This window comes from Rubellimicrobium aerolatum (assembly GCF_017872975.1).
Lineage (GTDB): Bacteria > Pseudomonadota > Alphaproteobacteria > Rhodobacterales > Rhodobacteraceae > Rubellimicrobium > Rubellimicrobium aerolatum.
In genome coordinates, this window is record NZ_JAGGJP010000003.1 from 217,188 (window position 1) to 237,345 (window position 20,158).

Sequence of the window (20,158 nt, forward strand, 5' to 3'; positions counted from 1 at the left end):
TCGCCATGGCCCCCTTCCGCTCCCCTTCGACGATCGGCCGCCCCGCGGGCCTTGCCGCCATGGCCGCGCTCTGCGGCCTGCTGCCCGCGCTCGCGCTGGCCGATCCGTCCGGCGGGTCCTGCGCCCCTGCCGGACCCTGCGCGGCCTCTGCGTCGCCGGATCCCGCCCCCGAGGTGGGCCTCGGCTTCTCCATCTCCATCGAGGGCGCGACCCCGGAGGGGGAGCCGGTGCGGCAGGTCATCGCCGGCGACCCGGCCCCTCCGGTTCCGCCCGAACCGGCCGGACCCGACCCGCTCCCGCCCGATCTGACAGCGGACCTCGGCCTGTCCGAGCCGGCCACTCCCGACGACCTCGCGCGGGCGGCGGATCGGCGGCTCGCGGCGGCGGATGTCCAGCTCCGCTTCGACGGTCTGGGCGTGCGGCCCCGGCTCGACGTCGCCGCCGCCGGGTCGGCCGACGGGACGGTGACCTTCCGGGCCTCCTCCAACTACCCCGCCTGGATCAAGCGGGCCGAGATCCTCATCCGCCAGAGGGGCCGGCCCGGCCGGGTGATCGCCGAAATTCCCATTGCCCCCAACGGCGAGGCGACCTGGACCATGCCCCCGGCCGGGCCCGCGCGCCTCGACTACGTGCTGCGCGTCTACGACGGCGCGGGCCGCCATGACGAGACGGTCGTGCGTCCCCTGGAACCGGGAGTCGCCGGGACCGACCCTTCCCTCCCCGGCGAGGGGGAGGGCCGCATCGCCCGGCGCGGCATCCCCCTCCGGGGCGGCGCCGTCACCCTGAGCGGCGAGGGCCTGCCCCCCGGCACGACCGTCACCGCCCTGGGCGGGCCCGTGCCGGTGGACCCCTCGGGCCGCTTCGTCGTGCAGCGCGTCCTTCCGCCGGGCGACCACGAGATCGCCGTGACCCTGGCCTCGCCCGGCCGGCCGGCCCGCACCATCGCCCGCACGGTGACCATCCCCCGGGCCGAGTGGTTCGCGACCGGCATCGCCGACGTGACCCTGGGCCGCGGCGTGGCCGAGGGCGGCGGGCCGGGCACCGGGCGGCTCGCCGCCTTCGCGGACGGCTGGCTGGCGGACGGCACCCGCGTCACCGCCTCGGCGGACACGGGCGAGGGCGACCTCGACGGCCTGCTGCGCCGCGTCGGCCGCAAGGACCCCGACGCCATCCTGCGCGGGATCGAGCCCGACGAGGTCTTCGCCGTCACCGGCGACGACTCCGCGACCGAAGAGCTCGCCCCCAGCCGCGACGGGCTGTATCTCCGGGTCGAGAACGGGCCGAGCCATCTGATGCATGGCGATTTCCAGCCGCTCTCGGACCCGGGCCTCTCGGCGCGGACCGACCGGACGCTGACGGGGATCGAGGGGAGCCACGGCTCGCGCGCCGTCACCCGCCACGGGGAGGAGCGGCTCCGCCTGTCCGCCTTCGCCGCCCGGCCCGACACCCTGAGCCAGCGCGACGTGCTGCGCGGCACCGGCGGCAGCGCCTATGTCCTGGGCCGGCAGGACATCGAGGACGGGACCGAGGTCCTGACGGTGGAGCTGCGCGATCCCGTCTCGGGCCGGCTGGTCGAATCGCGCCGCCTCGTGGCCGGGACCGACTACCGCATCGAATACCTTCAGGGCGTGGTCCTCCTGGCCGAGCCGCTGGCCCCCTCCGCGTCCCGGCCGGGGCTGGTGTCGGACGCACCGGGGGGCGATCTCGTGGTGAACCTCGTCGCGCGATACGAATACGTCCCCACGAACGGGGAGGTCGGCGGGCTGGCCGCCGGGGCGCGCGCCGAGGCCTGGGTCACCGACGGCCTGCGCTTGGGCGCCTCGGCGCTCTCCGACGACAGCGGGCTCGCGGCGCAACGCCTGCTCGGGCTCGACCTCCTCCTCCGGCGCAGCGACGAGACCTGGGCCGCCCTCGACTGGGCGCGGAGCGAGGGGCCGGGCTTCGGCTCCACCCTGTCGGTGAACGGCGGCCTGCGGAGCGAGGAGATGCCCTCGGCAGGGCGGGTGGGACTAGGGGCGCAATCCATCCGCCTGGAGGGTCGCGCCGACCTCGCGGAGATCGGGCTGACCGGGCACGTCGAGGGGTTCCTGGACCGCAAGGAGGCCGGGTTCTCCTCGCCCGACCAGGAGGTCGCGGCGGATCAGGTCGCCGCCGGGATCGGCGGAACAATCGCGTTGCGCGACGGACTGGGCGTCACCTTCGGGGCGGAGCGCTTCGATGCCGCCACGGGCGAGGCGCGACGCGACGTCCGGCTGGGGCTTGCGGCGGAGATGCGGCCCCGCCTCGCCCTCGACGCCGAGGTGCTCCGCACCGAGCGGGCGGACCCCGACGACGCCGACGGCACCGGCCGCCGCACCGACATCGCCGCGCGCCTGACCTGGATCCCCGACGCAGCCACGAGCTACGCCCTCTTCGCGCAGGCCACATTGGGTCGGCGGGGGCTGCCGTCCAACGACCGGCTGGGCCTGGGCCTGACGCGCCGCCTGACCGACGCCCTCGCGGTCGAGGGCGAGGTGTCGGGCGGCTCGGCCGGTCCCGCCGCCGCCGCGCGGATCGCCTACGAGCCGAGCCCGGGAACCCGCTACAGCCTGGGCTACAGGACCGACCCGGCGCAGGCCGACGGGACCGGCCTCGTGCTCGGAATGGAACGCCCGCTGGGCCCCCGCCTGACCGCCCGCGCCGAGACGGCCTGGGGCGTCCGAGGCGACGATCCCTCCGTCCTGCAGAGCTACGGCGTGACCTTCGCCCCCGACGAGACCTGGGCGATCGAGGGGGGCCTGCTCCGGGGCCGGTCGGTGGAGGCCGGCGGGACCGAGCTGCGGCGGACGGGCGTCTCCCTGAGCCTCCGCCGCACCCTTGGGGAGGAGCTGCGCGCCTCCCTGCGGGCCGAGCTGCGCCGCGAGACCTCGGACGGGCCGATGGCCGATGACCGGACCACATGGTTGCTCGCGGGGTCCTACGACCGCCGGACCAGCCCGGACTGGCGGCTGCTCGCCGACCTCGACCTGCTGTTCTCCGACGCCGACGAAGGCTCGTTCCTCGACGGCCGATACGCGGAGGCGCGGCTGGGCTACGCCTTTCGCCCGGCCGACCACGACCGGATCAACGCACTGTTCAGCTACACCTTCCTGTATGACATGCCCGGCCCCGATCAGGTCAACGTGGACGGCGACGCCGAGGGCGACCGGCAGCGCAGCCACATCCTGAATGCCATCGTCACCTGCGAACTGGGCCCGCGCTGGACGCTTTCGGCCAAATACGGCTTCCGCCGCCGCGAGCAGGCGTCGCGCGCGGGCGGCGGTTACGACCTCTCGACCGCGCATCTGGCCGCCGTCCGGCTCGACTACCATCTGGTGCACGACTGGGACCTGATGGCCGAGATGCGCGCCATGATCCTGCCGGGAGCCCGCGCCACCGACCGGGGCGCGGTGCTGGGCCTCTACCGGCATGTCGGCCGCAACATCCGCCTGGGAGTGGGCTATGAATGGGGCCGGGTGTCGGACGACCTGCGCCGCATCGAGGGCGACCGCGAGGGGTTCTTCGTCAACATCACCGCGTCGTTCTGACCTTCGGCGGTCCGCGCACGGGCCAAGAATCAGGCCGATGCTCGCCCGGATCGCCCACGGCCGAGAGGCGCGAGCGGGCCTTCAGGCGGCGGCGCGCAGGCCTTCGCGCGCTGGGCGGAGCCAGCTCGGGTCGTCCGCCGTCGCGGGGGGATAGGCGATCCAGAGGGGCGAGCTCGTCCGGCGGCCGGGAACCAGGCGCGCGATCTGCGGGCGCCGGCCCGTCTCCTCCACGGCCTGACGGTAGGCGGGCAGGACCGTGCTCTCGAAGAAGGCGGCGGTCTGGCTGTCCGCCACGAAATCCTCGAGCAGCACGAGGCCGCCCGTGAGCATCTTGAAGAACTCGCGATAATAGGCCGCCGGGCCGGCGGCCTGGGTCGCGACGACCTGGCCCATGTCGATCACGCGCGGTGCCTCGGGCCCCAGGACCTGCAGGAGCTTGCGGTGGTGATAGGCGATCAGCCCCTCGCCGGTGGCGGTCTCGATCTCCTCCAGGCGGCGGCCCTCGCAGGCGGCGGGGTCCAGGATCTTCTGGCGGCGCAGGATCGGCTGGCCGTTGCGGCTCCGCCCCAGGACGATGGGCAGGGTCGCCAAGGCGCGCTTGGTCGGGTTGTGCACGGTGAAGCGGTCGGCCCGATGCTCGATCACCAGGGGATGGAAGCCGTTGCGGCGGGCCAGCCGGACGAAGCGGAGCATCTCGTAGTTCGGCGTGGCGACCTGCCGGGCCAGCACGGCGATGGGCCGGGCCAGCGCGCTGCCGAGGGCCTGAGCGCAGACGCCCTTGGGGGCCCGCGCCACGGGACGGGGCCTGACCTCGTCCAGCCCGACATAGATGTCCCTGTCCAGTTCCGTGCACCAAGACATGTCTGCTCGACCTCCTTGCTTCTGGCTGCGCGCGGCCCGCGCGGCCACGATCGCCCGGCCGGAAGCCGGCGCGGGCGCGATTGGGGGAAGGCGACGGGACCCGGTAGGACCCCGCGCCATGCGACGCGTTGGAAGCCGCGGACGCCCCTGTCGGAGGCGAAGCCGGGCCTTAAGCTGCGCCCGCCGTCAGGAAAGCGACAGGCGGGCGGAGCCGGGGCCGAGACCCCGATCCGCCGACGCGCGGCGGGTCGGGGGCGAATCCCGGCTCATGGACGATCTGAAGACAGATTACAGGAAAGTAGTTAACGCTGAGTAAAGCACGACCCCGGGAAGGCCGGACTTGCCCGGCTTGATCGTAGCATTCGATTAAAATGCCAGGATTCGCGACGGAGGCATTCGCCCGGCTTGATCGTCGGACCTGCCGGGAGTGGCGTCTTCGGCGAAGGGCGAAGGGCGAAGGGCGAAGGGCGAAGGGCGAAGGGCGAAGGGCGAAGGGCGAAGGGCGAAGGGCGAAGGGCGAAGGGCGAAGGGCGGGTCGCGGGAGGGCGGACCGGCCGGGAAGCGTCAGGCGGCATGGTCGCCGGCGGCCGGCCGGAGCGCCGACGATTCGGCAGTGGGCGGTGGGCGATGACCGTGCCGGGTCGCGGGCGGGCGAGCGGGCGGACAGGCCACAACGGCGGCGGCAGTCACGGTCGGCCAACCGGAGCGCCGACAGATCGGCGAGGGGCGAAGGTAGGAGCGACGGCCGCTCCGGGTGCGGGAGGCCGGATCGTTCGGGTCGCGTCAGGCGGCGGCGCGGTCGCTGGCGGTGAGCCGGAGCGCCGACAGCTCGGAGACGGGCATCGGGCGGCCGAGGTGGAAGCCCTGGACGAGGTCGCAGCCGAGCTCGGCCAGCAGGCGCAGGTCGTCCTCGGACTCCACGCCCTCGCAGACCACCTCCAGGTCGAGGCCATGGGCCATCTGGATCATGGTCCGCAGGAGGGCATGCCGCTTGGGCGAGTGCCGCACCTCCGAGACGAAGGAGCGGTCGATCTTGAGGGTGTCGAAGCTGAGCTGGTCGAGATAGGCGACGGAGGAGTAGCCCGTCCCGAAATCGTCGAGCGCGACGCCGAACCCAGCGGCCCGCAGTTCGTGGAGGTGGCGGGCCGCCTGGGCGGGATCGCGGACGAGGACCGATTCGGTCAGCTCCACCTGGATGCGGGCGGGATCGATGGACCGCGCCCGCAGGTCGGCCACGAGGTCGGCGATGAAGTCGGGCGCGAGGAGCTGAAGCGACGAGATGTTGACGCTGACCCGCAGGCCGGCATCCGCCGCGAGGTCGTCGCGGACCCGGCCCAGGATGATCCGGCCGAGGTCGATCACGAGGCCCGCCTTCTCGGCCAGGGCGATGAAGCGATCGGGCGGAACCTCGCCATGCTCGGCCGAGGTCCAGCGCGCCAAGGCCTCGGCGCGGCGGAACCGGCCGTCGATGCCCAGGATCGGCTGGTAGGCAACCGAGAACTCCTCGGGGCGGGCGGCCAGCGCGGTCCGCAGCGCCCGCTCCAGCACGAGGGCGTTGCGGACCCCTTCCTCGATCAGGGCGCCGAAGGCCACGGGCGCCCGCCCGCCCAGGCGCTTGCCCTCGTACATGGCGAGGTCGGCCTGCCGGACCAGATCCGCGCCGCGCATGGCGTCGCCGTCCTGGACGGCGTAGCCGATCGCGGCGCTCACGCGCAGTTGGTGGCCCAGCACCTCGAAGGGGTCGTCGAAGCTTCGGGCGATGGCCTCGGCCAGCGCGGCGATCCGCTCCCTGGCCTCGGGGCCCGTCACCATCAGCACGAACTCGTCGCCCGAGATCCGCGCGAGCAGGGCGCCCGGCCCCAGGAGGAGGGCGATGCGACGGGCCAGGGAGACGATCACCGCGTCGCCCGCCGCGTGGCCCAGGCTGTCGTTGACCCCCTTGAAGCCGTTGAGATCGAGGAACAGGATCGCCCGTTCGCCCGTGCGGGCGGGGAGGGCCAGCGCCTCCTGGAAGGCGGCCCGGTTGGGCAGGCCCGTCAGGGGGTCGCGCCGCGCCGCGGTCGAGGCCCGCTGCTCGGCCGCCACGAGGTCCGACGCGCTCCTCCGCAGCAGGCGCATGGCGAGGATCGCGAGCAGGGCGGTCGCCACCGCCACGAGCGAGAGCGGGACGAGCAGCCGGTCCAGCATGGCCGTCCCGGGGCGCGGCACGTCCCAGGTGATGTGGCCGACGGGCGTCCCATCGACCCCGGGCAGGGTCACGGAGGGCCGATCCGGGGCGGGCCGGCGGACCACCTCCAGCCCGGTGAGGGCGATGGCGTCGGCGATGCCGGCGACCAGGCCCCTGTCGATGCGGATGCCCATGACGAGCTGGCCGACCTGACGCTTCGCCTCGGGGAAGAGGGGGGCGTTCTCCACCGGCTCGAAGTGCGAGGCGCCGAGCACGAACAGCCCGCCGTTGCGCCACGCGAAGAACTCCGTGCCGCCGAAGGTGCCGGGCCGGGCGCCGGCCAGTTGCCGGTCCACCGCCGCCCGCGTCGCGGGGGGCAGGATGCCGGGCTGCCCGGACTTGTCGCCGCCGGTCTCCCAGCCGATGTCGATGTCGGAGGGCCCGCCCCAGATGGCGGCGAGCTGCACCGCCTCGCCCATGAGGGCCGAGGAGCCGATGTTGTCGAAGAGCCAGGCCGCGTCGCCGTCGAGGATCGCCCGGTGGGCCGCGTCCCACTTGGCGTAGTCGATGGTGATGACCCGGGCCTGGGAGAGGAGGTGGTCCCGGGCGACGCGGGCCTGCGTCTCGGATTGGGTGAGCGCCTGCCGGTCGAGCGCCTGCGCCATCCAGAGGATCGAGGCGACCGTCGTCGTCGCGAAGATCAACATCGCGACGCCGGTCACGCTGGCGATCAAACTGGGCAGCCTGTGCATCGTCGCCATCTTCCCCAGCCGCCATGCGCGCCGCCCCGGCCGGGGTGGGCCGGGAGGATGTCCATGAATCGCCCGGCCCGCCAAGACGCGGACCATCGTCCCTGTCGATCATGGCAGGGATTCGTCAATAAATCGTTAACGTCAGGGCCATGCCGGCGGGGTCGCCGCGCCGCGCGCCCCGTCGGCTCCGGCCGTGCCCCGGTCCGCCGGCCTTGCGTTCCCGGCCGGGGGCACGGCGGCGGAGCCCTCGGCCCGGTCGCGATGCAGGGACGCGCGCCCCAGGAGCATCAGCGTCACCGGCGTGGTGAGCATGACGAAGACGCCGATCAGCAGCTCCTGGAGCACGGGCCGGCCTTCGAGCCAGGAGAAGAGCAGGACCGAGGCCAGCACGATCCCCGCCGTCCCCCAGCTCGTGCCCAGGGTCGGGGCGTGGAGCCGGTCGTAGAAGCTCTGGAGCCGCGCGAGGCCGAATGCGCCCAGCAGGGTCAGGCCGCTGCCCAGCACGAGCAGGAGCGCCGCCGGGAGGGCCACCCAGAGCGGCACGGCGTCGAGATGGGTCATTCGATCACCTCGCCCCGCAGCAGGAACTTGGCCAGGGCCACGGTGGCGACGAAGCCGGTGACGCCGATGACGCAGGCGGCCTCGAAGAAGAACAAGCTGCCCGAGCGCAGGCCCGTCACGAGGAACAGGAGCATCCCCGTGACGTAGAAGGTGTCGAGCCCGAGGACGCGGTCCTGCGCGCGGGGGCCGCGCAGGATGGTGAGGACGGCGAGCCCGCCGGCGAGGCCGAGGGCGACCTGCGCGAAGCCGAGGGCGAGGGCGAGGATCGTCCCGCTCATTCGAAGATCTCCATGAGCAGCGATTCGTAGCGGGTCTGGATGAGGTCGCGCCACTGCGATTCGTCCACGAGGTCGAAGACGTGGAGGAGCAGCACCCCGGTTTCGGCGTCGTATTCGAGCCAGGCGGTGCCCGGGGTCGCGGTGACGATGATCGCGAGGACGGCCAGGGCCGAGGGGTCGCGCAGCCGCAGGGGCACCCGCAGGAAGCCCGAGCGCCGCCGGCCGTGGCGGCCGTCGGTGAGGATCAGCCAGGCGACCGCCGCGTTCGACCGCAGGATGTCCCAGGCGACGAGGCCGAGGAGCCGGGGGATCGCGGAGGCCCGGCGCAGGCGCGGCCGGGCCGGGCGGAGCCGGGCCATCGCCCAGCCGGCGACGAGGGCGACGAGCGCCCCGAGCACGAGCTGGCCCAGGGAGACGCGGGTCAGCGCCAGCCACATGAGGAGGAGCAGGGCCGACAGGAGCGGATGCGGGACGAGGCGGCTCATGGCTGGTCCTCGGCGCGGGGGGCGAGGAGGATCTCCTCGGTCTGCTGCGGCATCGCGAGGAGGGCGGCGGCGGTCGCCTGCATGTGGCGCTGGACGGGTTCGGCCCCCATCGTCAGCAGGACGAGGACGGCGAGCAGGCCCGCCACCGGGCCGACCTCGAGCAGCCAGGCGCGGGGCGGCGGCTCCTCGGAGGTCCAGAAGACGCGGATGCCGACGCGCATCAGACCGATCAGGGCGGCGAGCCCGGACAGCAGCAGGAGGATCATGAAGGCCCAGGCGAGGCTGGGGGGCAGCCGCAGCCCCTCCGCGTCGAGGAGCGCCGACAGGATGGCGAGCTTGCCCAGGAAGCCCGGCAGCGGCGGCAGCCCGGCGAGGACCAGCGCGGACCCCGCGAAGCAGAGGCCGAGGGCGGCCAGCGCGCCGGGCATGGGCGGGCCCTGGGGCTCGGCCGCCTCGTCCTCGGTGTCGGTGGGGTCGTCGTCGGAGGTGGGGAGCGGGGCCACGGCGACGCCGTCCTGGTCGCGGCCGAGCGGCCCGACGAGGAGGAACAGCGCGCTGCAGGCGAGCGTGGAGGCCACGAGGTAGTGCAGCCCTCCGGCGAGGACGCCTCCCCCCGCCCCGGCCAGCGCGAAGCCGGTGACCGCGAGGCTGGTGCCCGAGGAGACCAGCACGAGGTTCCCGGCCATGTGCGCCAGGGTCCGCGACCCCAGGACCCCCAGAGCGCCCATGCCGATGGTCGCCAGGCCGCCCATGGCCAGCACCTCGGAGCCGAAGCCGGCCGAGGCGCCCGCCCCCGTCCCGAAGAGCAGCGTGGACAGGCGAAGCACCGCGTAGACCCCGACCTTGGTCAGGATGGCGAACATCGCCGCCACCGGCGGGGCGGCCGCCGCGTAGGCGGCGGGGAGCCAGAACGACAGCGGCCAAGCGCCCGCCTTGACGAGGAAGGCCAGCGCCAGGAAGGCCGCGCCGAGGTGGAGGAGGAGGCGGTCGGCCTCGGCCAGCCCGGGGACCAGCCGGGACAGGTGGGCCATGTTCAGCGTCCCGGTCACGCCGTAGACTAGGCTGATCCCGATCAGGAACATCAGCGACGCCGTGAGGTTGACCGCGATGTAGCGCAGCCCGGCGCGCACGCGCGGCAGCCCCGAGCCGTGCAGGAGCAGGCCGTAGGAGGCCGCGAGCAGCACCTCGAAGAAGACGAAGAGGTTGAACAGGTCGCCCGTCAGGAAGGCCCCGTTCAGCCCCATCAGCAGGAACTGGAAAAGCGGCTGGAAGAACTGGCCCTGCCGCTGCCAGCCGGCGGCGGCCTGGATCAGCGCCGGGATCGCGAGCACCGCCACCAGCGCCAGCATCGCGGCCGACAGCCGGTCGTGGACGAGCAGGATGCCGAAGGGCGCGGGCCAGTCGCCGAGGAGGTAGGTGCCCGGCTCTCCCCGCGCGGCCCGTCCCAGGAGCGCGACCGCCACGGCGAGAAGGGCCAGCGCCGAGGCGAGGCCCAGCGCCGTCCGCGTCCCCCGCCGCCGGTCGCCGCCGAGGAGGAGCATCAGCGCCCCCGCGAAGAACGGGATCAGGATGGGCGCAACGAGGAGGTGGTCCGCCGCCGACGTCATGGGGACCGCTCCCGGCCGTCCACGTGGTCGGTCCCCGTGAGCCCGCGCGACGCGATCATCACCACGAGGAACAGCGCCGTCGTGGCGAAGCCGATGACGATGGCGGTGAGGACCAGCGCCTGCGGCACCGGGTCGGCGTAGGCGTCGGGGTTCACGAAGCCGCCCCGGGGCATGATCGCCGGGGCGCCCACGCTCAGGCCGCCCATCGAGAAGATGAACAGGTTCACCGCGTAGGACAGCAGGCACAGGCCCACGATCACCTGGAAGCTGCGCGGCCTCAGCAGGAGCCACACGCCCGAGGCCGCCAGGAGGCCGATCGCCGCCGAGAGCACCGCCTCCATCAGGTTCCTCCCGGCGGGGGCGGGGCCTCGCCGTCGCGGGGCCGGGCGCGGCCGGCCCGCAGCGACTGGTGCGCGATGGCGACGAGCATGAGCAGCGTGGCCCCCAGCACCAGGGCGAAGACCCCGAAGTCGAAGATCAGCGCCGTGGCGGCCGGCACCTGCCCGATCAGGGGCAGGGTGACGTATTGGGCATGGGCCGTCAGGAACGGGTAGCCGAACAGCCAGGAGCCCACCCCGGTCCCCCCGGCGATCAGCAGGCCCGCCCCCATCCAGCGCACCGGCAGCACGGTCAGGCGCCCCTCGACCCAGCGGACGTCATGGCCGAGATACTGGAGCAGGAAGGCGATGGCGAGCGTGACCCCCGCCGCGAAGCCGCCGCCGGGCAGGTCGTGGCCGCGCAGGAACAGGTAGGCCGCGAAGACGATGGTCACAGGGAACATCCATCGCATGATGACCGAGGGCACGAGCATGGTGTCCGCCAGCGGCCGGGCGGTGGGCGCGAGCTGCTCGGCCGGGCGGTCGGCGCTCTCGGCGGCGGGGCGGAAGCGGCGGAGGAGGGCGAAGACCGACAGGCCGACGATGGCGAGGACGGTGATCTCGCCGAAGGTGTCGAAGGCGCGGAAGTCCACGAGTATGACGTTGACGACGTTGGTGCCCCCGCCTTCCTCGTAGGCGTTGCGGAGGAACCAGTCGCCCACGGTGGGTCCGCCCGGCGGCCGTGTCATCACCAGGAACGAGGTGGCGGCGAGGCCCGACCCGAAGGCCACGGCGATCACGAGGTCGCGGGCGCGGCGGACCCGCGCCGCCCGGAGCCGGTCGCCGGGGATCTCGGCCAGCCGCCTGGGCAGCCAGCGCAGGCCGAGGAGGAGGAGGACGGTGGTGACGACCTCCACGAGGAGCTGCGTCACCGCGAGGTCGGGGGCCGAGAACCAGGCGAAGGTCAGGCAGGTGACGAGGCCCGTCCCGCCCAGGAGCACCAGGGCCGCGAAGCGATGATACTTGGCCAGGAGCGCCGCGCCCACGGCGCAGGCCCCTCCGGCCGTCCACATCAGGGCGAAGCCCGCGTTGACCCGCGCCGGATCGGCCGGCGCCGCCACGCGGGCCGCCGCCCAGAGGATCGGCGCCATGGCGACGATGGCCAGGAGCACGATCAGCACGAGCTGGGGCTGGAGGCGGCTCGACGAGAGCAGGGCCCGCGCCGCGCGCGGCCCGTCCCAGGCGAGCCCCAGGAGCAGCCGGTCGAAGACGCGCCGCGCCTGGATGCGGTGGAGGAGGGGCGGCCCCTCGGGGCCCGCCGCGATGGGGCGCGCGAAGGCGAAGAACAGCAGCGTGCCCAAGGCCATGGCGAGCAGGCTCATCGCCAGGGGCGCGTTCCAGCCGTGCCAGACGGCGATGCTGTAGTATGGGGTCTCCGGCCCCAGGACCGCCCGCGCCGCCATGTTCAGGGCCGGCCCCAGCGTCGCCCCCGGCAGCACCCCCACCACGAGGCAGAGGAGCACCAGCAGCTCCACCGGGCGGCGCATCCAGCGCACCGGCTCGTGCGGCTGCCGGGGCAGGTCCTGGGCGGGCGGGCCGAAGAACACGCTGACGATGAATCGCAGCGAATAGGCCACCGACAGGACGCCGGCCAGGGTGGCGAAGTAGGGCAGGGAGTCGTCCAGCCACGTCCCGTTGTGCCAGTCCACCGCCTCGGCGAAGAACATCTCCTTCGAGATGAAGCCGTTGAGGAGCGGCACCCCCGCCATGGCGGCGGCGGCGACGATGGCCAGCGTCCCCGTCACCGGCATGAGCCGCATGAGCCCGCTCAGCCGCCGCATGTCGCGGGTGCCGGTCTCGTGGTCGATGATGCCGGCGGCCATGAACAGGGACGCCTTGAACACCGCGTGGTTGCAGATGTGGAAGATCGCGGCGAGGATCGCCCCGTCGCTCCCGATGCCCGCCAGCGCGGTGATGAGGCCCAGGTGGCTGATGGTCGAATAGGCCAGGAGCCCCTTCAGGTCGTGCCGGAACAGCGCGATGAGCGAACCCAGGACCAGCGTCGCCATCCCCGTGCCGGTGACGAGAAAGAACCAGGCCTGCGTCTCGCCCAGCGCGGGCGAGAAGCGCACGAGCAGGTAGACCCCCGCCTTGACCATGGTGGCCGAGTGCAGGAAGGCCGAGACCGGCGTCGGCGCGGCCATGGCGTTGGGCAGCCAGAAGTGGAAGGGCACCTGCGCCGACTTGGTGAAGGCCCCGATCAGGAACAGCGTCAGCGCCGGGCCGTAGAGCGGATGCGCCCGGATCGCGGGGCCCGAGGCGAGGATGCGGTCGAGATCGTGGCTCCCCGCGATATGGCCGAGGAGGAGCATCGCGAGCAGGAGGCACAACCCCCCGCCAGCGGTGACGATGAGCGACACGCGCGCGCCGTCGCGGGCGGCAGGGCTGCCGTGCCAGTAGCCGATCAGCAGGAAGGAGGCGAGGCTGGTCAGCTCCCAGAACACGACGAGGATCAGGACGTTGCCCGCCGTCAGCACCCCCAGCATCGCCCCCGTGAAGGCGAGGAGCAGCGCGTAGAGGCGCGGCACCGGGTCGGCGCGGTCCATGTAGTAGCGCGCGTAGACCGCCACGAGGAGGCCGATCCCCAGCACCAGAGTCGCGAAGAGCCACGAGAAGCCGTCGATCCGCAGCGAGAGGTCGAGCCCGAGCGAGGGCACCCAGGGCACGACCGCGCGCGCCGGCTCCCCCGCCATGACGCCGGGGAGCATCGCCCCCAGCAGCCCGAGCCCCGCCAGCATCGTCCCGCCCGCGAGCCACGCCGCCGCGCCACGCGCCGCGACCGGCAGCGCCGCCGCGACGAGCGCGCCCGCGAAGGGCAGGAGGACGAGGAGAAGGGCCAGCGTCGGTTCTGTCATGCGAGGAACTCCCCCTGTCCTAGCGCGCGTCAGCCCGGCTCGCCAGTCTCCGGCGACCGATGGGCGCGCTTTCCCGAGGGAAGGCCACTCGAAGCGGAACGCGTGACGATCCTCACGCGACGGCGGGCGTCGCCAGCGTCCTGCCCTTTCTGCGATCGCCCCTCCGGGCGGCCGCACAGCCGCTCCTGGCGTACCTTGGCCGGCTTGCCCTGCCATAGGACGACGTGTTGTGATACTGCCCGAAGCCCGCCGCTGGCGCTGTGCGACGCGGGGCTGGCCTTGTTGCGTCCCGCCCTGGGCACGCTTTGCGCGGTCATCCCGATGGCGCTCCTGGCGGGGCAGCGCAAGGCCTTCAACCCTGCGCGCGCCATCGGCGGGCCCGTGGCCCTTGCCGTGATGGTCTGGGTCATGGCCGCCATCGTGGCGCTTACCCGGCCCATCCCGGCGCTCCTCCTGATCATGGGCCTGCTGTTCTTCGGGGCTTTCTACGTCACCCGGCGCACCGGCAGCGCTGTCGGTATGCTGATCCTGATCGCCGGCGTGATGATGCCGATCGTGGGCATGAAGGATCCCTCGCTGCTCATGGTCTTGCGCGACGGCTTTCTGCTGGCCTGCCTCGTGGCGGGCATCGCCATCCCGCTGCTCTACCTGCTCCTCCCAGCCGCCACGCGCGAGCGGCACGAGGACGCACCCCGTCCCGCCCCCGGACACCATGGGGCGGGATCGCTGATCCGGGCCGTGGTGCTGCTGGCCCTGTGCTTCTGGCTCTACGCGGTGCTGCCCGTGTCCGACCTCATCCTGGCCATCGCCGCGGTCTTTCCGCTGATCTTCCCGACCCGGGACGAGGCCTTCGCCAAGGCCGCCGAGCGCAGCCTCGCCACGCTCTACGGGGCGGCTGCCGCGCTGGCCGTGCTGGCGGCGCTGAGCCTGTCGGCGCACTTCGCCACGCTGCTGTGCCTGGTGTTCCTCACGACCTACCTCTTCGGCGAGGCCATGATCTCCGGCCGGCGCTCGGCTTCCGTCTATCCGTTCGCCGCGTCGAGCGCGCTGGGACTGGTCGCGACGGCGCTGACCACCGGCTCGCCCGGCGCGGCCCTCGTGGGCCGGATCGTGCTGACGCTCGCGGGGGCGCTGGGAGCGGCCCTTCTCGTGGCGCACCTCGACTGGCTGTTCCTGACGCCGGTCCGGCACGCGGACGATCACAGCCCGCACCCGGCGATCCAGCGTCGCCGAAGAGGGCAGGAGATCGTTTGAGCGCCGCTGGGCCGCTGGGTCGGCCGATGCACGAGCGGCTTTCCTGGAACGCGGCAGGCGTCTCCTGGGACTGGGCGAAGGCCGCCCCAGGCGACCCTTTGCGGGTTTGAGGCTACATGCTCAGGGCCCGGTCGCCCCTTCGGTGGGCAAGGCCGCCAGGAAGCGGGTCACGCTCTCGGCCACCCGCGCTGTGGCCTCTGGATCGAAGCCGAGGTGCTGAGCACGGCGTGGATGCGCTGGTCGAAGCCGTGGTCGGCCCCCGGCAGGATGCGGACCCGGACCGGGGTGCCCGTGCTCACGATGGTGTCCGCGCCCGCGAGCACCTTGAGAACCGGAAGCATGGGGTCCATCGCAGCCCTCCGTGTCGCGGGGTTGAGCGGCCCGCAGCAGGGGTACAGAAGGATGGTGCCGGACAGGCGGCCGACGGCGGTTTGGCGCGGCTCGGACCAGGCGGTCAGCCCGGGCGGCGGCGTCTCCCGGCTCAGGCGGTCGACGAGCTCCATTGCCGTCCAAGCTCCGTGCGACGCGCCGAGCCGCACCACGCGCCCGCCGTCCAGCCCTTACATGCCGTCACCTCACTCCCCGCCTTCCCTCCATGCAGCCCGTGTCGAGCGTCGGTCCGCAGCGCTCCATGAGCCGGTCGAGCGCCGCCTCGTCCCAGCCGTCGGGCTCACTGATCGCGACCCATCCCCGGACGTGCTCGTCGGCCGTGGCGAGGTAGGAGTGCTGCACGGCCACGGTGGCCACGTCGCCGCCGTGGAGGAACTCATGACGTCGTGGGAGCCTGGATCGAGCCAGCCCGTGCCCGTGGGGATGGCGAGCACCAGCAGCGCACGGTCCCAGGCGCGCACACGGTCCATCTCGGCCAGTGCCGCCGCCGTGCGGCCCTCGGCGGTGTCGGCCTGCTCGCGGCCGACATGGATGCGGAGCAGCTGGAGCGCCTCGCGCCCGGTGAAGGCCGCGATGCCGGCAGCATCGGGCCTTGAGGCCTCGTCGGCCAGACCGAAGAGCACGCGCACGACCCCGTGCTCGGTCACGACACAAAGGAGGAGTGCGGCGACCACGAGGCCCAGGAGGTTGGCCGCGCGCGGCGACAGGACGTGCCCCAACGTCTGCGCGGTCCTGCGCGCGAGGCTTCGGACCAGCCGGGCGAGCAGCAGCACAGATCCGAACACGACGCTCGCGATGCCGAGGCTCAAGGGCAGGTGGCCCTGCGTGACCTCCTCCATGCCCACCGTGCTCCGGACCGAGGTCTGCCAACGCACGACGTTGGCGGCGCACCAGACCAGGAGCGCAAGCGCGACGACCGCGATCACGGCGTGGACGGCCCGAGCCGCCGCGCCGCGCCGCATCGGCAGATCGAAGGCGCGCCAGAACCCATGGACCAAGCGCCGAGCCCGTGGCCTGCGAGGAGCGACAGCCCGCCTGGAACGCCTTGCAGCACCGGCGGGCGGGGCACCAGCGAAGGGGTCAGGGAGGAGGCCAGGAACGTGAGGCCTAGGCACAAGGGCCAGAGTTGTGCTGGGCCAAGGAAGTGACGGCCGTCACGTTCTCTGGTCGCATGCCCCCGCCCATTGCTTGCGCCAGAAGTTGGCCCGAGGCGGCGCGATCGCTCGGGGCCCCATGAGCGGGCAGGGGACCACAGCCGAGATGACGAGATGGAGGGCGCCGTGGAGCGACGCTGCACCTCGCGACCCAGATGCGGCGGCTGGATAGAAAACAAAACCAGCAGCGCGCCATTCGTGACCTGTCGACCGCTCGCTCGCCGCAGTCCGATCAGCGGCTTGGGCCTCCAGCTTGGCCCAGGTCCCAGGGACAAGAAGACGCATCCGGGGTTCACTGGCCTGGGCCTCCCGGCCTCCAGGCCTCGCCCGTCACGCTGAGTCGCGCCCTCCTCGTCCGTCAGGTGCCGCCGCCACTCCGAGCCTTGCCAGAACCGGTCGTCGATCCCGTGCAGAAGCTCGCCCGTCCAGGTTACGGCCGCGTCGCGGGCCTGCTCGGGTTCCTTCAGGTCGCGTCGGGCCTCGTCGCGCTTGGCTCAACGAGGCTGGTGGACGAGTTCAGCCTTGAGCTTGTGGCTCGTGACTGTCCTGCCGCTTGCGCGATAGGCGCCCCGCACCGCTCGTAACCGGCCCCCTGAGCCCCCATATGTGTCCTACCCCTGGAGTAATCCTTCGGGGGAACATGGAAGGCTCCTCGCATGGACGCCAACAAGCTCGGACTCAGCGTCATCCTCGCTCAGGACGAACTCGACCAAGTTCGGGCCGGATATGCTGCGGATTACGACATGGCGCGCGCGCGTCAGGTTGCGGCCACGGCTCGCAGGACTGCCGAAAGCGAGAGCCTGAACAGGATCCAGCCCGGCACCAGCGAACGGACTCAGGCCCGGTGGCACGACGAAGGGGGCGGGCCCGCGGACGAGCAGGTCAGCCCGTTGGCGTGCAATTCAGCACGCTCCTGAGCGGCCGTTGCGCAGGGGCGTCCCACGGTGGTTCCCGAGCACGGGTGAGGGAGGCCCCCGGTGGAGACCCGCGCGTCGAGCGGGTTCAGCTTTTTCCGTCGGCTCCGCGTCAAGCACGCGACGCAGTCCAAGCGAAGCACGGCCACCCCTCGAAGATCGTCCGCAAGGCCCTCCTCCTTGGGTGCATGGAGGGCCCTTTGGCGCAGCCACAAGACCAGACGAAGCAGATCCCCGCTAAATCGACTTTCATCAACAGGAGAACAACCCATGGCCAAGGGTCAGAAGCGCTCGAACAAGGAAGTCAAGAAGCCCAAGCAGAAGAAGGTCGCCCCGGCCGCGCCTGCCACGTTCGAGAAAGGCTTGTCGGGCGCAGGTGCCCCGCCGAAGAAGAGCGACCGCCAGTGATGGCTCTGGGCGCGGTACATCCGTAAGGCGATCAACCGTGACGACGTTCGTGCCATGTCGGGGCCAACTGGCCTTGTAGTCGGAAACGGGCGGGGAGGCTGCCGGATCCGTCAAGGGGCTCCTTGCATGGTTTCGGCGTCGCCGACGGGCCGGTGCAGGCATCGCGTCGACACCCGAGTCGACCTGCCATGGAGCTTGGCCGGCGTGACGGACGACCCCATGATTCCGACGGATACGTCATCACGGTCGAGAGACTCTTTTCCGATCGTTCCGGGCTGCTTGCTTGAGCCCAGAAGGAGTGAAACAGGAACAACCGTCGCCGCGAGGTGCGCCGTCCCATCCCGTGCAGGCCTCCGCGCCCGGCGCAACTGGTCGGGCGCGCTTCATCTCGGGTGCCCGCGGGTCTGGGTCGAGCATCAGCCGTGCCCCTGACCCGTCCAGCTAGACGTCGTAACCGCTGGTTCCCCGCCGGACTGCCTGCATCAGGGTGAACACCGCGCCAGAGAAGTTGGCCGGCTGCTTCGCCCCGTCTCGATGGGCGCGCGCCGCCTCCAGCACGAGGGCCTTCACCCGTGCCAGGGACTGTCTTTCCGACTTCGACCGATGGGAGGCGGACGCTGACAGCGCCTCCACGGTGCGCAGGCGCAACTCGAGCGCATCGAAGGCGTCCTGCGTCGTGGCCCTGCGATGAGCGTCCCGCAGGCCCTCAAGCTCCTCAAGCAAGCGCTGCTTCATCCGTTCCTTCCTTGCATCGGCCCAGTTCGCCTTGATGAGCCGCCCAGGCTCGGGCGGCCCTGACCAACGCACGCCTCCAGTGGCCGCAACGAGCCGGCAGGTACCCGAACGATCGCGACCACGGCGAACCTCCGACTCTTCGCCCCTGCCATGTCAAGCGGCGTCGAGATCCAGACCTTGGATGCAGGCCTGCGCGAGATCGCGGTTGGGCGCGTCCGCGCCAGGCACCGTGGCCCAGCCGGCAGCCTTGACGGCGTCCCGGCGCTGGTAGGTGGTGGCCTCCGTGCTGGTCGCCAGCTTGGTCGTCCTCTCCGGATCGTCCTGCGGGATCTGCAGGCAGATGGGCACCAGGGCCGAGATGACCGCGTCGTGCGCCAGATCGGCCGCCATCCCGTCGGCGCCTCCACCCGTCATCCAGCCGCCCCAGGAAAATCCCAGCGCCATCACCGCGACCGCGCCGATCGCCGCGCCGAAGACTCCAGGCTTGAGCCATTCAGAAGTCGTCATGACCTTTCCTCCAGGGGAGAAAGCGCCGCTTCGCTCGGCTCCGCCTTGTCGGCTGGAGCGCGGTCGCGAACCAAAGCCGCTTCCAGGTCCCTGGGGTCGATGGGGCGCATCTCGGCGGAGCCCCTGCCGCTCGCCTCCCTGCCGATCAGCAGAAAGGTTCCAGTCCGGCGGTACGCCTCGAAGCTGAGCCCTTGCAGGAGCTCCTCGTCCAATTCGACCTGGTACTCACCGGCCGGAAGTTCGTCCTCATAGCCCGCGATGCGGAACGGATGGACGAAGGTGACCGGTCGTCGTGTCGTGCGCGAGCTCATCGCCCTACCTCCAGAACGCCGACACCCGGAACAGGCGCGACGGTTCAGAACGGACTTCTTGAGGGGAACCTTCCACCGGATCGGTCCGACAGGATTCGGTCCGATGCTGCGGTTGTCCAAAAAGAGATGGTGATTGGGGTGACCATTTTCAATCGCCCGATTAGGAAAACTTTCCCAATATATTCTAATTATCATGCCTTCTGTTTCAAAGACCGATTGGTCTGGTTTTGGCTCGGAGGCGTGCTGCTCGGGTCGTTGACGCCAGCCGGGGTCCGCGCGGCCGGCTTGCCCCCTTCAGGCCCGGCTTCCATGGGTCTCGGCCTGGGCCTTGGTGAACTCGGCCCCGAAGAGCAGGATGAGCGACGAACAGCAGATCCACAGCATGATGCTGATGATCGGCGCGGCCGCCCCGTGGGCCGAGGTCACGTCGTTGATCGAGGGCTGGCTGGCACCTGGGACTCGCATGATGGCACGCACCCTGGATACGGGTGGGTTGGCCCTGGCGCCGGTCCACCAACAGGCCACCTCCAGCGCGCGCCGACTGGGGGGGCGGCAGAGCCTACTCCTGAAGCCCCTGAAGGGTTCTTGAACCCAGTCATCGGGGGGCTCAAGTCCGTCCGCTGCGGGTCCGACCGATCAGACGGCGTGACGGCCTTGGCGCCGCAACTTGCCATCCCCTCACTCGGATGCTCCAGCGCGGCAGTTGCCGCGACATCCGCGTTCCATCCAAGCCGAGCGGCCGCATCGAAGAATTCAGGCTGCGACTTGCCTTGCAGGATGGTTGGTCCCACGACCTCGTAATAGAGCCTGCGAACTCCATCTACATAGGTGCCCGCGCGGTAGTCCCGCACGAGGAATGGGGAACCCTTCCATGGGTGCCAGCACACCGTCCATCAGCCTCGGTATCGCCTGCTCCGAGATCGACAGGGCTCGCGCCCGCTGGGCGCATCAGGCGGCTCGAAGATGCGTCGCGAAC

Annotated in this window: 18 protein-coding genes; 4 read left to right on the top strand and 14 right to left on the bottom strand. The window is 72.1% G+C overall.

What is annotated here, in order from left to right:
- Positions 1–5 precede the first annotated feature (5 nt).
- On the top strand, positions 6–3,566 hold the full coding sequence (locus J2Z33_RS05285; RefSeq protein ID WP_209838615.1) for a hypothetical protein: 3,561 nt from the start codon (positions 6–8) through the stop codon (positions 3,564–3,566).
- Between the two features lie 81 nt (positions 3,567–3,647).
- Here the strand turns inward: J2Z33_RS05285 and J2Z33_RS05290 are convergent, their stop codons facing one another.
- The 8 genes from J2Z33_RS05290 to J2Z33_RS05325 all read right to left on the bottom strand — a co-directional run bounded on the left by J2Z33_RS05290 (position 3,648) and on the right by J2Z33_RS05325 (position 13,509).
- Positions 3,648–4,427 carry a hypothetical protein gene (locus J2Z33_RS05290; protein ID WP_209838617.1) on the bottom strand — a complete coding sequence of 260 codons (780 nt, stop codon included), beginning with the start codon at positions 4,425–4,427 and terminating at the stop codon, positions 3,648–3,650.
- Between the two features lie 783 nt (positions 4,428–5,210).
- Entirely contained in the window at positions 5,211–7,346 is a 2,136-nt protein-coding gene (locus J2Z33_RS05295) for a putative bifunctional diguanylate cyclase/phosphodiesterase (protein WP_209838619.1), read from the bottom strand.
- A gap of 141 nt (positions 7,347–7,487) precedes the next feature.
- A complete protein-coding gene (mnhG, locus tag J2Z33_RS05300; protein WP_209838621.1) occupies positions 7,488–7,907 on the bottom strand; it encodes a monovalent cation/H(+) antiporter subunit G in 420 nt (139 codons plus the stop codon).
- Entirely contained in the window at positions 7,904–8,185 is a 282-nt protein-coding gene (locus J2Z33_RS05305; protein WP_209838622.1) for a K+/H+ antiporter subunit F, read from the bottom strand. The genes mnhG and J2Z33_RS05305 overlap by 4 nt, the downstream gene beginning before the upstream one ends.
- Entirely contained in the window at positions 8,182–8,670 is a 489-nt protein-coding gene (locus J2Z33_RS05310) for a Na+/H+ antiporter subunit E (protein WP_209838625.1), read from the bottom strand. Before J2Z33_RS05310 ends, J2Z33_RS05305 begins: the two co-directional genes overlap by 4 nt.
- Entirely contained in the window at positions 8,667–10,277 is a 1,611-nt protein-coding gene (locus J2Z33_RS05315; protein WP_209838627.1) for a monovalent cation/H+ antiporter subunit D, read from the bottom strand. The genes J2Z33_RS05310 and J2Z33_RS05315 overlap by 4 nt, the downstream gene beginning before the upstream one ends.
- A complete protein-coding gene (locus tag J2Z33_RS05320; RefSeq protein ID WP_209838628.1) occupies positions 10,274–10,618 on the bottom strand; it encodes a Na+/H+ antiporter subunit C in 345 nt (114 codons plus the stop codon). Before J2Z33_RS05320 ends, J2Z33_RS05315 begins: the two co-directional genes overlap by 4 nt.
- A complete protein-coding gene (locus J2Z33_RS05325; RefSeq protein ID WP_209838630.1) occupies positions 10,618–13,509 on the bottom strand; it encodes a monovalent cation/H+ antiporter subunit A in 2,892 nt (963 codons plus the stop codon). The genes J2Z33_RS05320 and J2Z33_RS05325 overlap by 1 nt, the downstream gene beginning before the upstream one ends.
- A gap of 279 nt (positions 13,510–13,788) precedes the next feature.
- Here J2Z33_RS05325 and J2Z33_RS05330 point away from each other — a divergent pair, with 279 nt between their 5' ends.
- Positions 13,789–14,763, top strand: coding sequence for an FUSC family protein (locus tag J2Z33_RS05330; protein WP_209838632.1), 975 nt, complete (start codon positions 13,789–13,791; stop codon positions 14,761–14,763).
- 167 nt (positions 14,764–14,930) lie between these two features.
- On the opposite strand, the gene J2Z33_RS05335 is transcribed toward J2Z33_RS05330, so the two are convergent.
- Positions 14,931–15,113, bottom strand: coding sequence for a hypothetical protein (locus tag J2Z33_RS05335; RefSeq protein ID WP_209838634.1), 183 nt, complete (start codon positions 15,111–15,113; stop codon positions 14,931–14,933).
- A gap of 225 nt (positions 15,114–15,338) precedes the next feature.
- Complete coding sequence (locus tag J2Z33_RS05340; protein WP_209838636.1) at positions 15,339–16,151, bottom strand: alpha/beta-hydrolase N-terminal domain-containing protein; 813 nt, start codon at positions 16,149–16,151, stop codon at positions 15,339–15,341.
- An 812-nt stretch (positions 16,152–16,963) separates the two neighbouring features.
- Between J2Z33_RS05340 and J2Z33_RS05345 the strand changes: the two genes are divergently transcribed.
- Both J2Z33_RS05345 and J2Z33_RS05350 read left to right on the top strand, forming a co-directional pair.
- A complete protein-coding gene (locus tag J2Z33_RS05345; RefSeq protein WP_209838638.1) occupies positions 16,964–17,224 on the top strand; it encodes a hypothetical protein in 261 nt (86 codons plus the stop codon).
- Positions 17,225–17,491: 267 nt separating this feature from the next.
- Complete coding sequence (locus J2Z33_RS05350) at positions 17,492–17,629, top strand: hypothetical protein (protein WP_209838640.1); 138 nt, start codon at positions 17,492–17,494, stop codon at positions 17,627–17,629.
- A 441-nt stretch (positions 17,630–18,070) separates the two neighbouring features.
- On the opposite strand, the gene J2Z33_RS05355 is transcribed toward J2Z33_RS05350, so the two are convergent.
- From J2Z33_RS05355 to J2Z33_RS05370, 4 genes are all read right to left on the bottom strand, one after another.
- Entirely contained in the window at positions 18,071–18,364 is a 294-nt protein-coding gene (locus J2Z33_RS05355; RefSeq protein ID WP_209838641.1) for a hypothetical protein, read from the bottom strand.
- Positions 18,365–18,517: 153 nt separating this feature from the next.
- Complete coding sequence (locus J2Z33_RS05360; protein WP_209838644.1) at positions 18,518–18,871, bottom strand: hypothetical protein; 354 nt, start codon at positions 18,869–18,871, stop codon at positions 18,518–18,520.
- A complete protein-coding gene (locus tag J2Z33_RS05365; protein ID WP_209838646.1) occupies positions 18,868–19,182 on the bottom strand; it encodes a hypothetical protein in 315 nt (104 codons plus the stop codon). Before J2Z33_RS05365 ends, J2Z33_RS05360 begins: the two co-directional genes overlap by 4 nt.
- A 294-nt stretch (positions 19,183–19,476) precedes the next feature.
- Positions 19,477–19,647, bottom strand: coding sequence for a hypothetical protein (locus tag J2Z33_RS05370; RefSeq protein ID WP_209838648.1), 171 nt, complete (start codon positions 19,645–19,647; stop codon positions 19,477–19,479).
- Positions 19,648–20,158: the final 511 nt, after the last annotated feature.

What these genes read in the sequence shown, in the direction of transcription:
- J2Z33_RS05305 (WP_209838622.1), bottom strand. Translation starts at nt 8,185, where the DNA reads ATGAGCGGGACGATCCTCGCCCTCGCCCTCGGCTTCGCGCAGGTCGCC.
- J2Z33_RS05315 (WP_209838627.1), bottom strand. Translation starts at nt 10,277, where the DNA reads ATGACGTCGGCGGCGGACCACCTCCTCGTTGCGCCCATCCTGATCCCG.
- J2Z33_RS05325 (WP_209838630.1), bottom strand. Translation starts at nt 13,509, where the DNA reads ATGACAGAACCGACGCTGGCCCTTCTCCTCGTCCTCCTGCCCTTCGCG.
- J2Z33_RS05345 (WP_209838638.1), top strand. Translation starts at nt 16,964, where the DNA reads ATGGACGCCAACAAGCTCGGACTCAGCGTCATCCTCGCTCAGGACGAA.
- J2Z33_RS05350 (WP_209838640.1), top strand. Translation starts at nt 17,492, where the DNA reads ATGGCCAAGGGTCAGAAGCGCTCGAACAAGGAAGTCAAGAAGCCCAAG.
- J2Z33_RS05355 (WP_209838641.1), bottom strand. Translation starts at nt 18,364, where the DNA reads ATGAAGCAGCGCTTGCTTGAGGAGCTTGAGGGCCTGCGGGACGCTCAT.
- J2Z33_RS05360 (WP_209838644.1), bottom strand. Translation starts at nt 18,871, where the DNA reads ATGACGACTTCTGAATGGCTCAAGCCTGGAGTCTTCGGCGCGGCGATC.
- J2Z33_RS05320 (WP_209838628.1), bottom strand. Translation starts at nt 10,618, where the DNA reads ATGGAGGCGGTGCTCTCGGCGGCGATCGGCCTCCTGGCGGCCTCGGGC.
- J2Z33_RS05285 (WP_209838615.1), top strand. Translation starts at nt 6, where the DNA reads ATGGCCCCCTTCCGCTCCCCTTCGACGATCGGCCGCCCCGCGGGCCTT.
- J2Z33_RS05295 (WP_209838619.1), bottom strand. Translation starts at nt 7,346, where the DNA reads ATGCACAGGCTGCCCAGTTTGATCGCCAGCGTGACCGGCGTCGCGATG.
- mnhG (WP_209838621.1), bottom strand. Translation starts at nt 7,907, where the DNA reads ATGACCCATCTCGACGCCGTGCCGCTCTGGGTGGCCCTCCCGGCGGCG.
- J2Z33_RS05370 (WP_209838648.1), bottom strand. Translation starts at nt 19,647, where the DNA reads ATGCGAGTCCCAGGTGCCAGCCAGCCCTCGATCAACGACGTGACCTCG.
- J2Z33_RS05335 (WP_209838634.1), bottom strand. Translation starts at nt 15,113, where the DNA reads ATGGACCCCATGCTTCCGGTTCTCAAGGTGCTCGCGGGCGCGGACACC.
- J2Z33_RS05365 (WP_209838646.1), bottom strand. Translation starts at nt 19,182, where the DNA reads ATGAGCTCGCGCACGACACGACGACCGGTCACCTTCGTCCATCCGTTC.
- J2Z33_RS05310 (WP_209838625.1), bottom strand. Translation starts at nt 8,670, where the DNA reads ATGAGCCGCCTCGTCCCGCATCCGCTCCTGTCGGCCCTGCTCCTCCTC.
- J2Z33_RS05290 (WP_209838617.1), bottom strand. Translation starts at nt 4,427, where the DNA reads ATGTCTTGGTGCACGGAACTGGACAGGGACATCTATGTCGGGCTGGAC.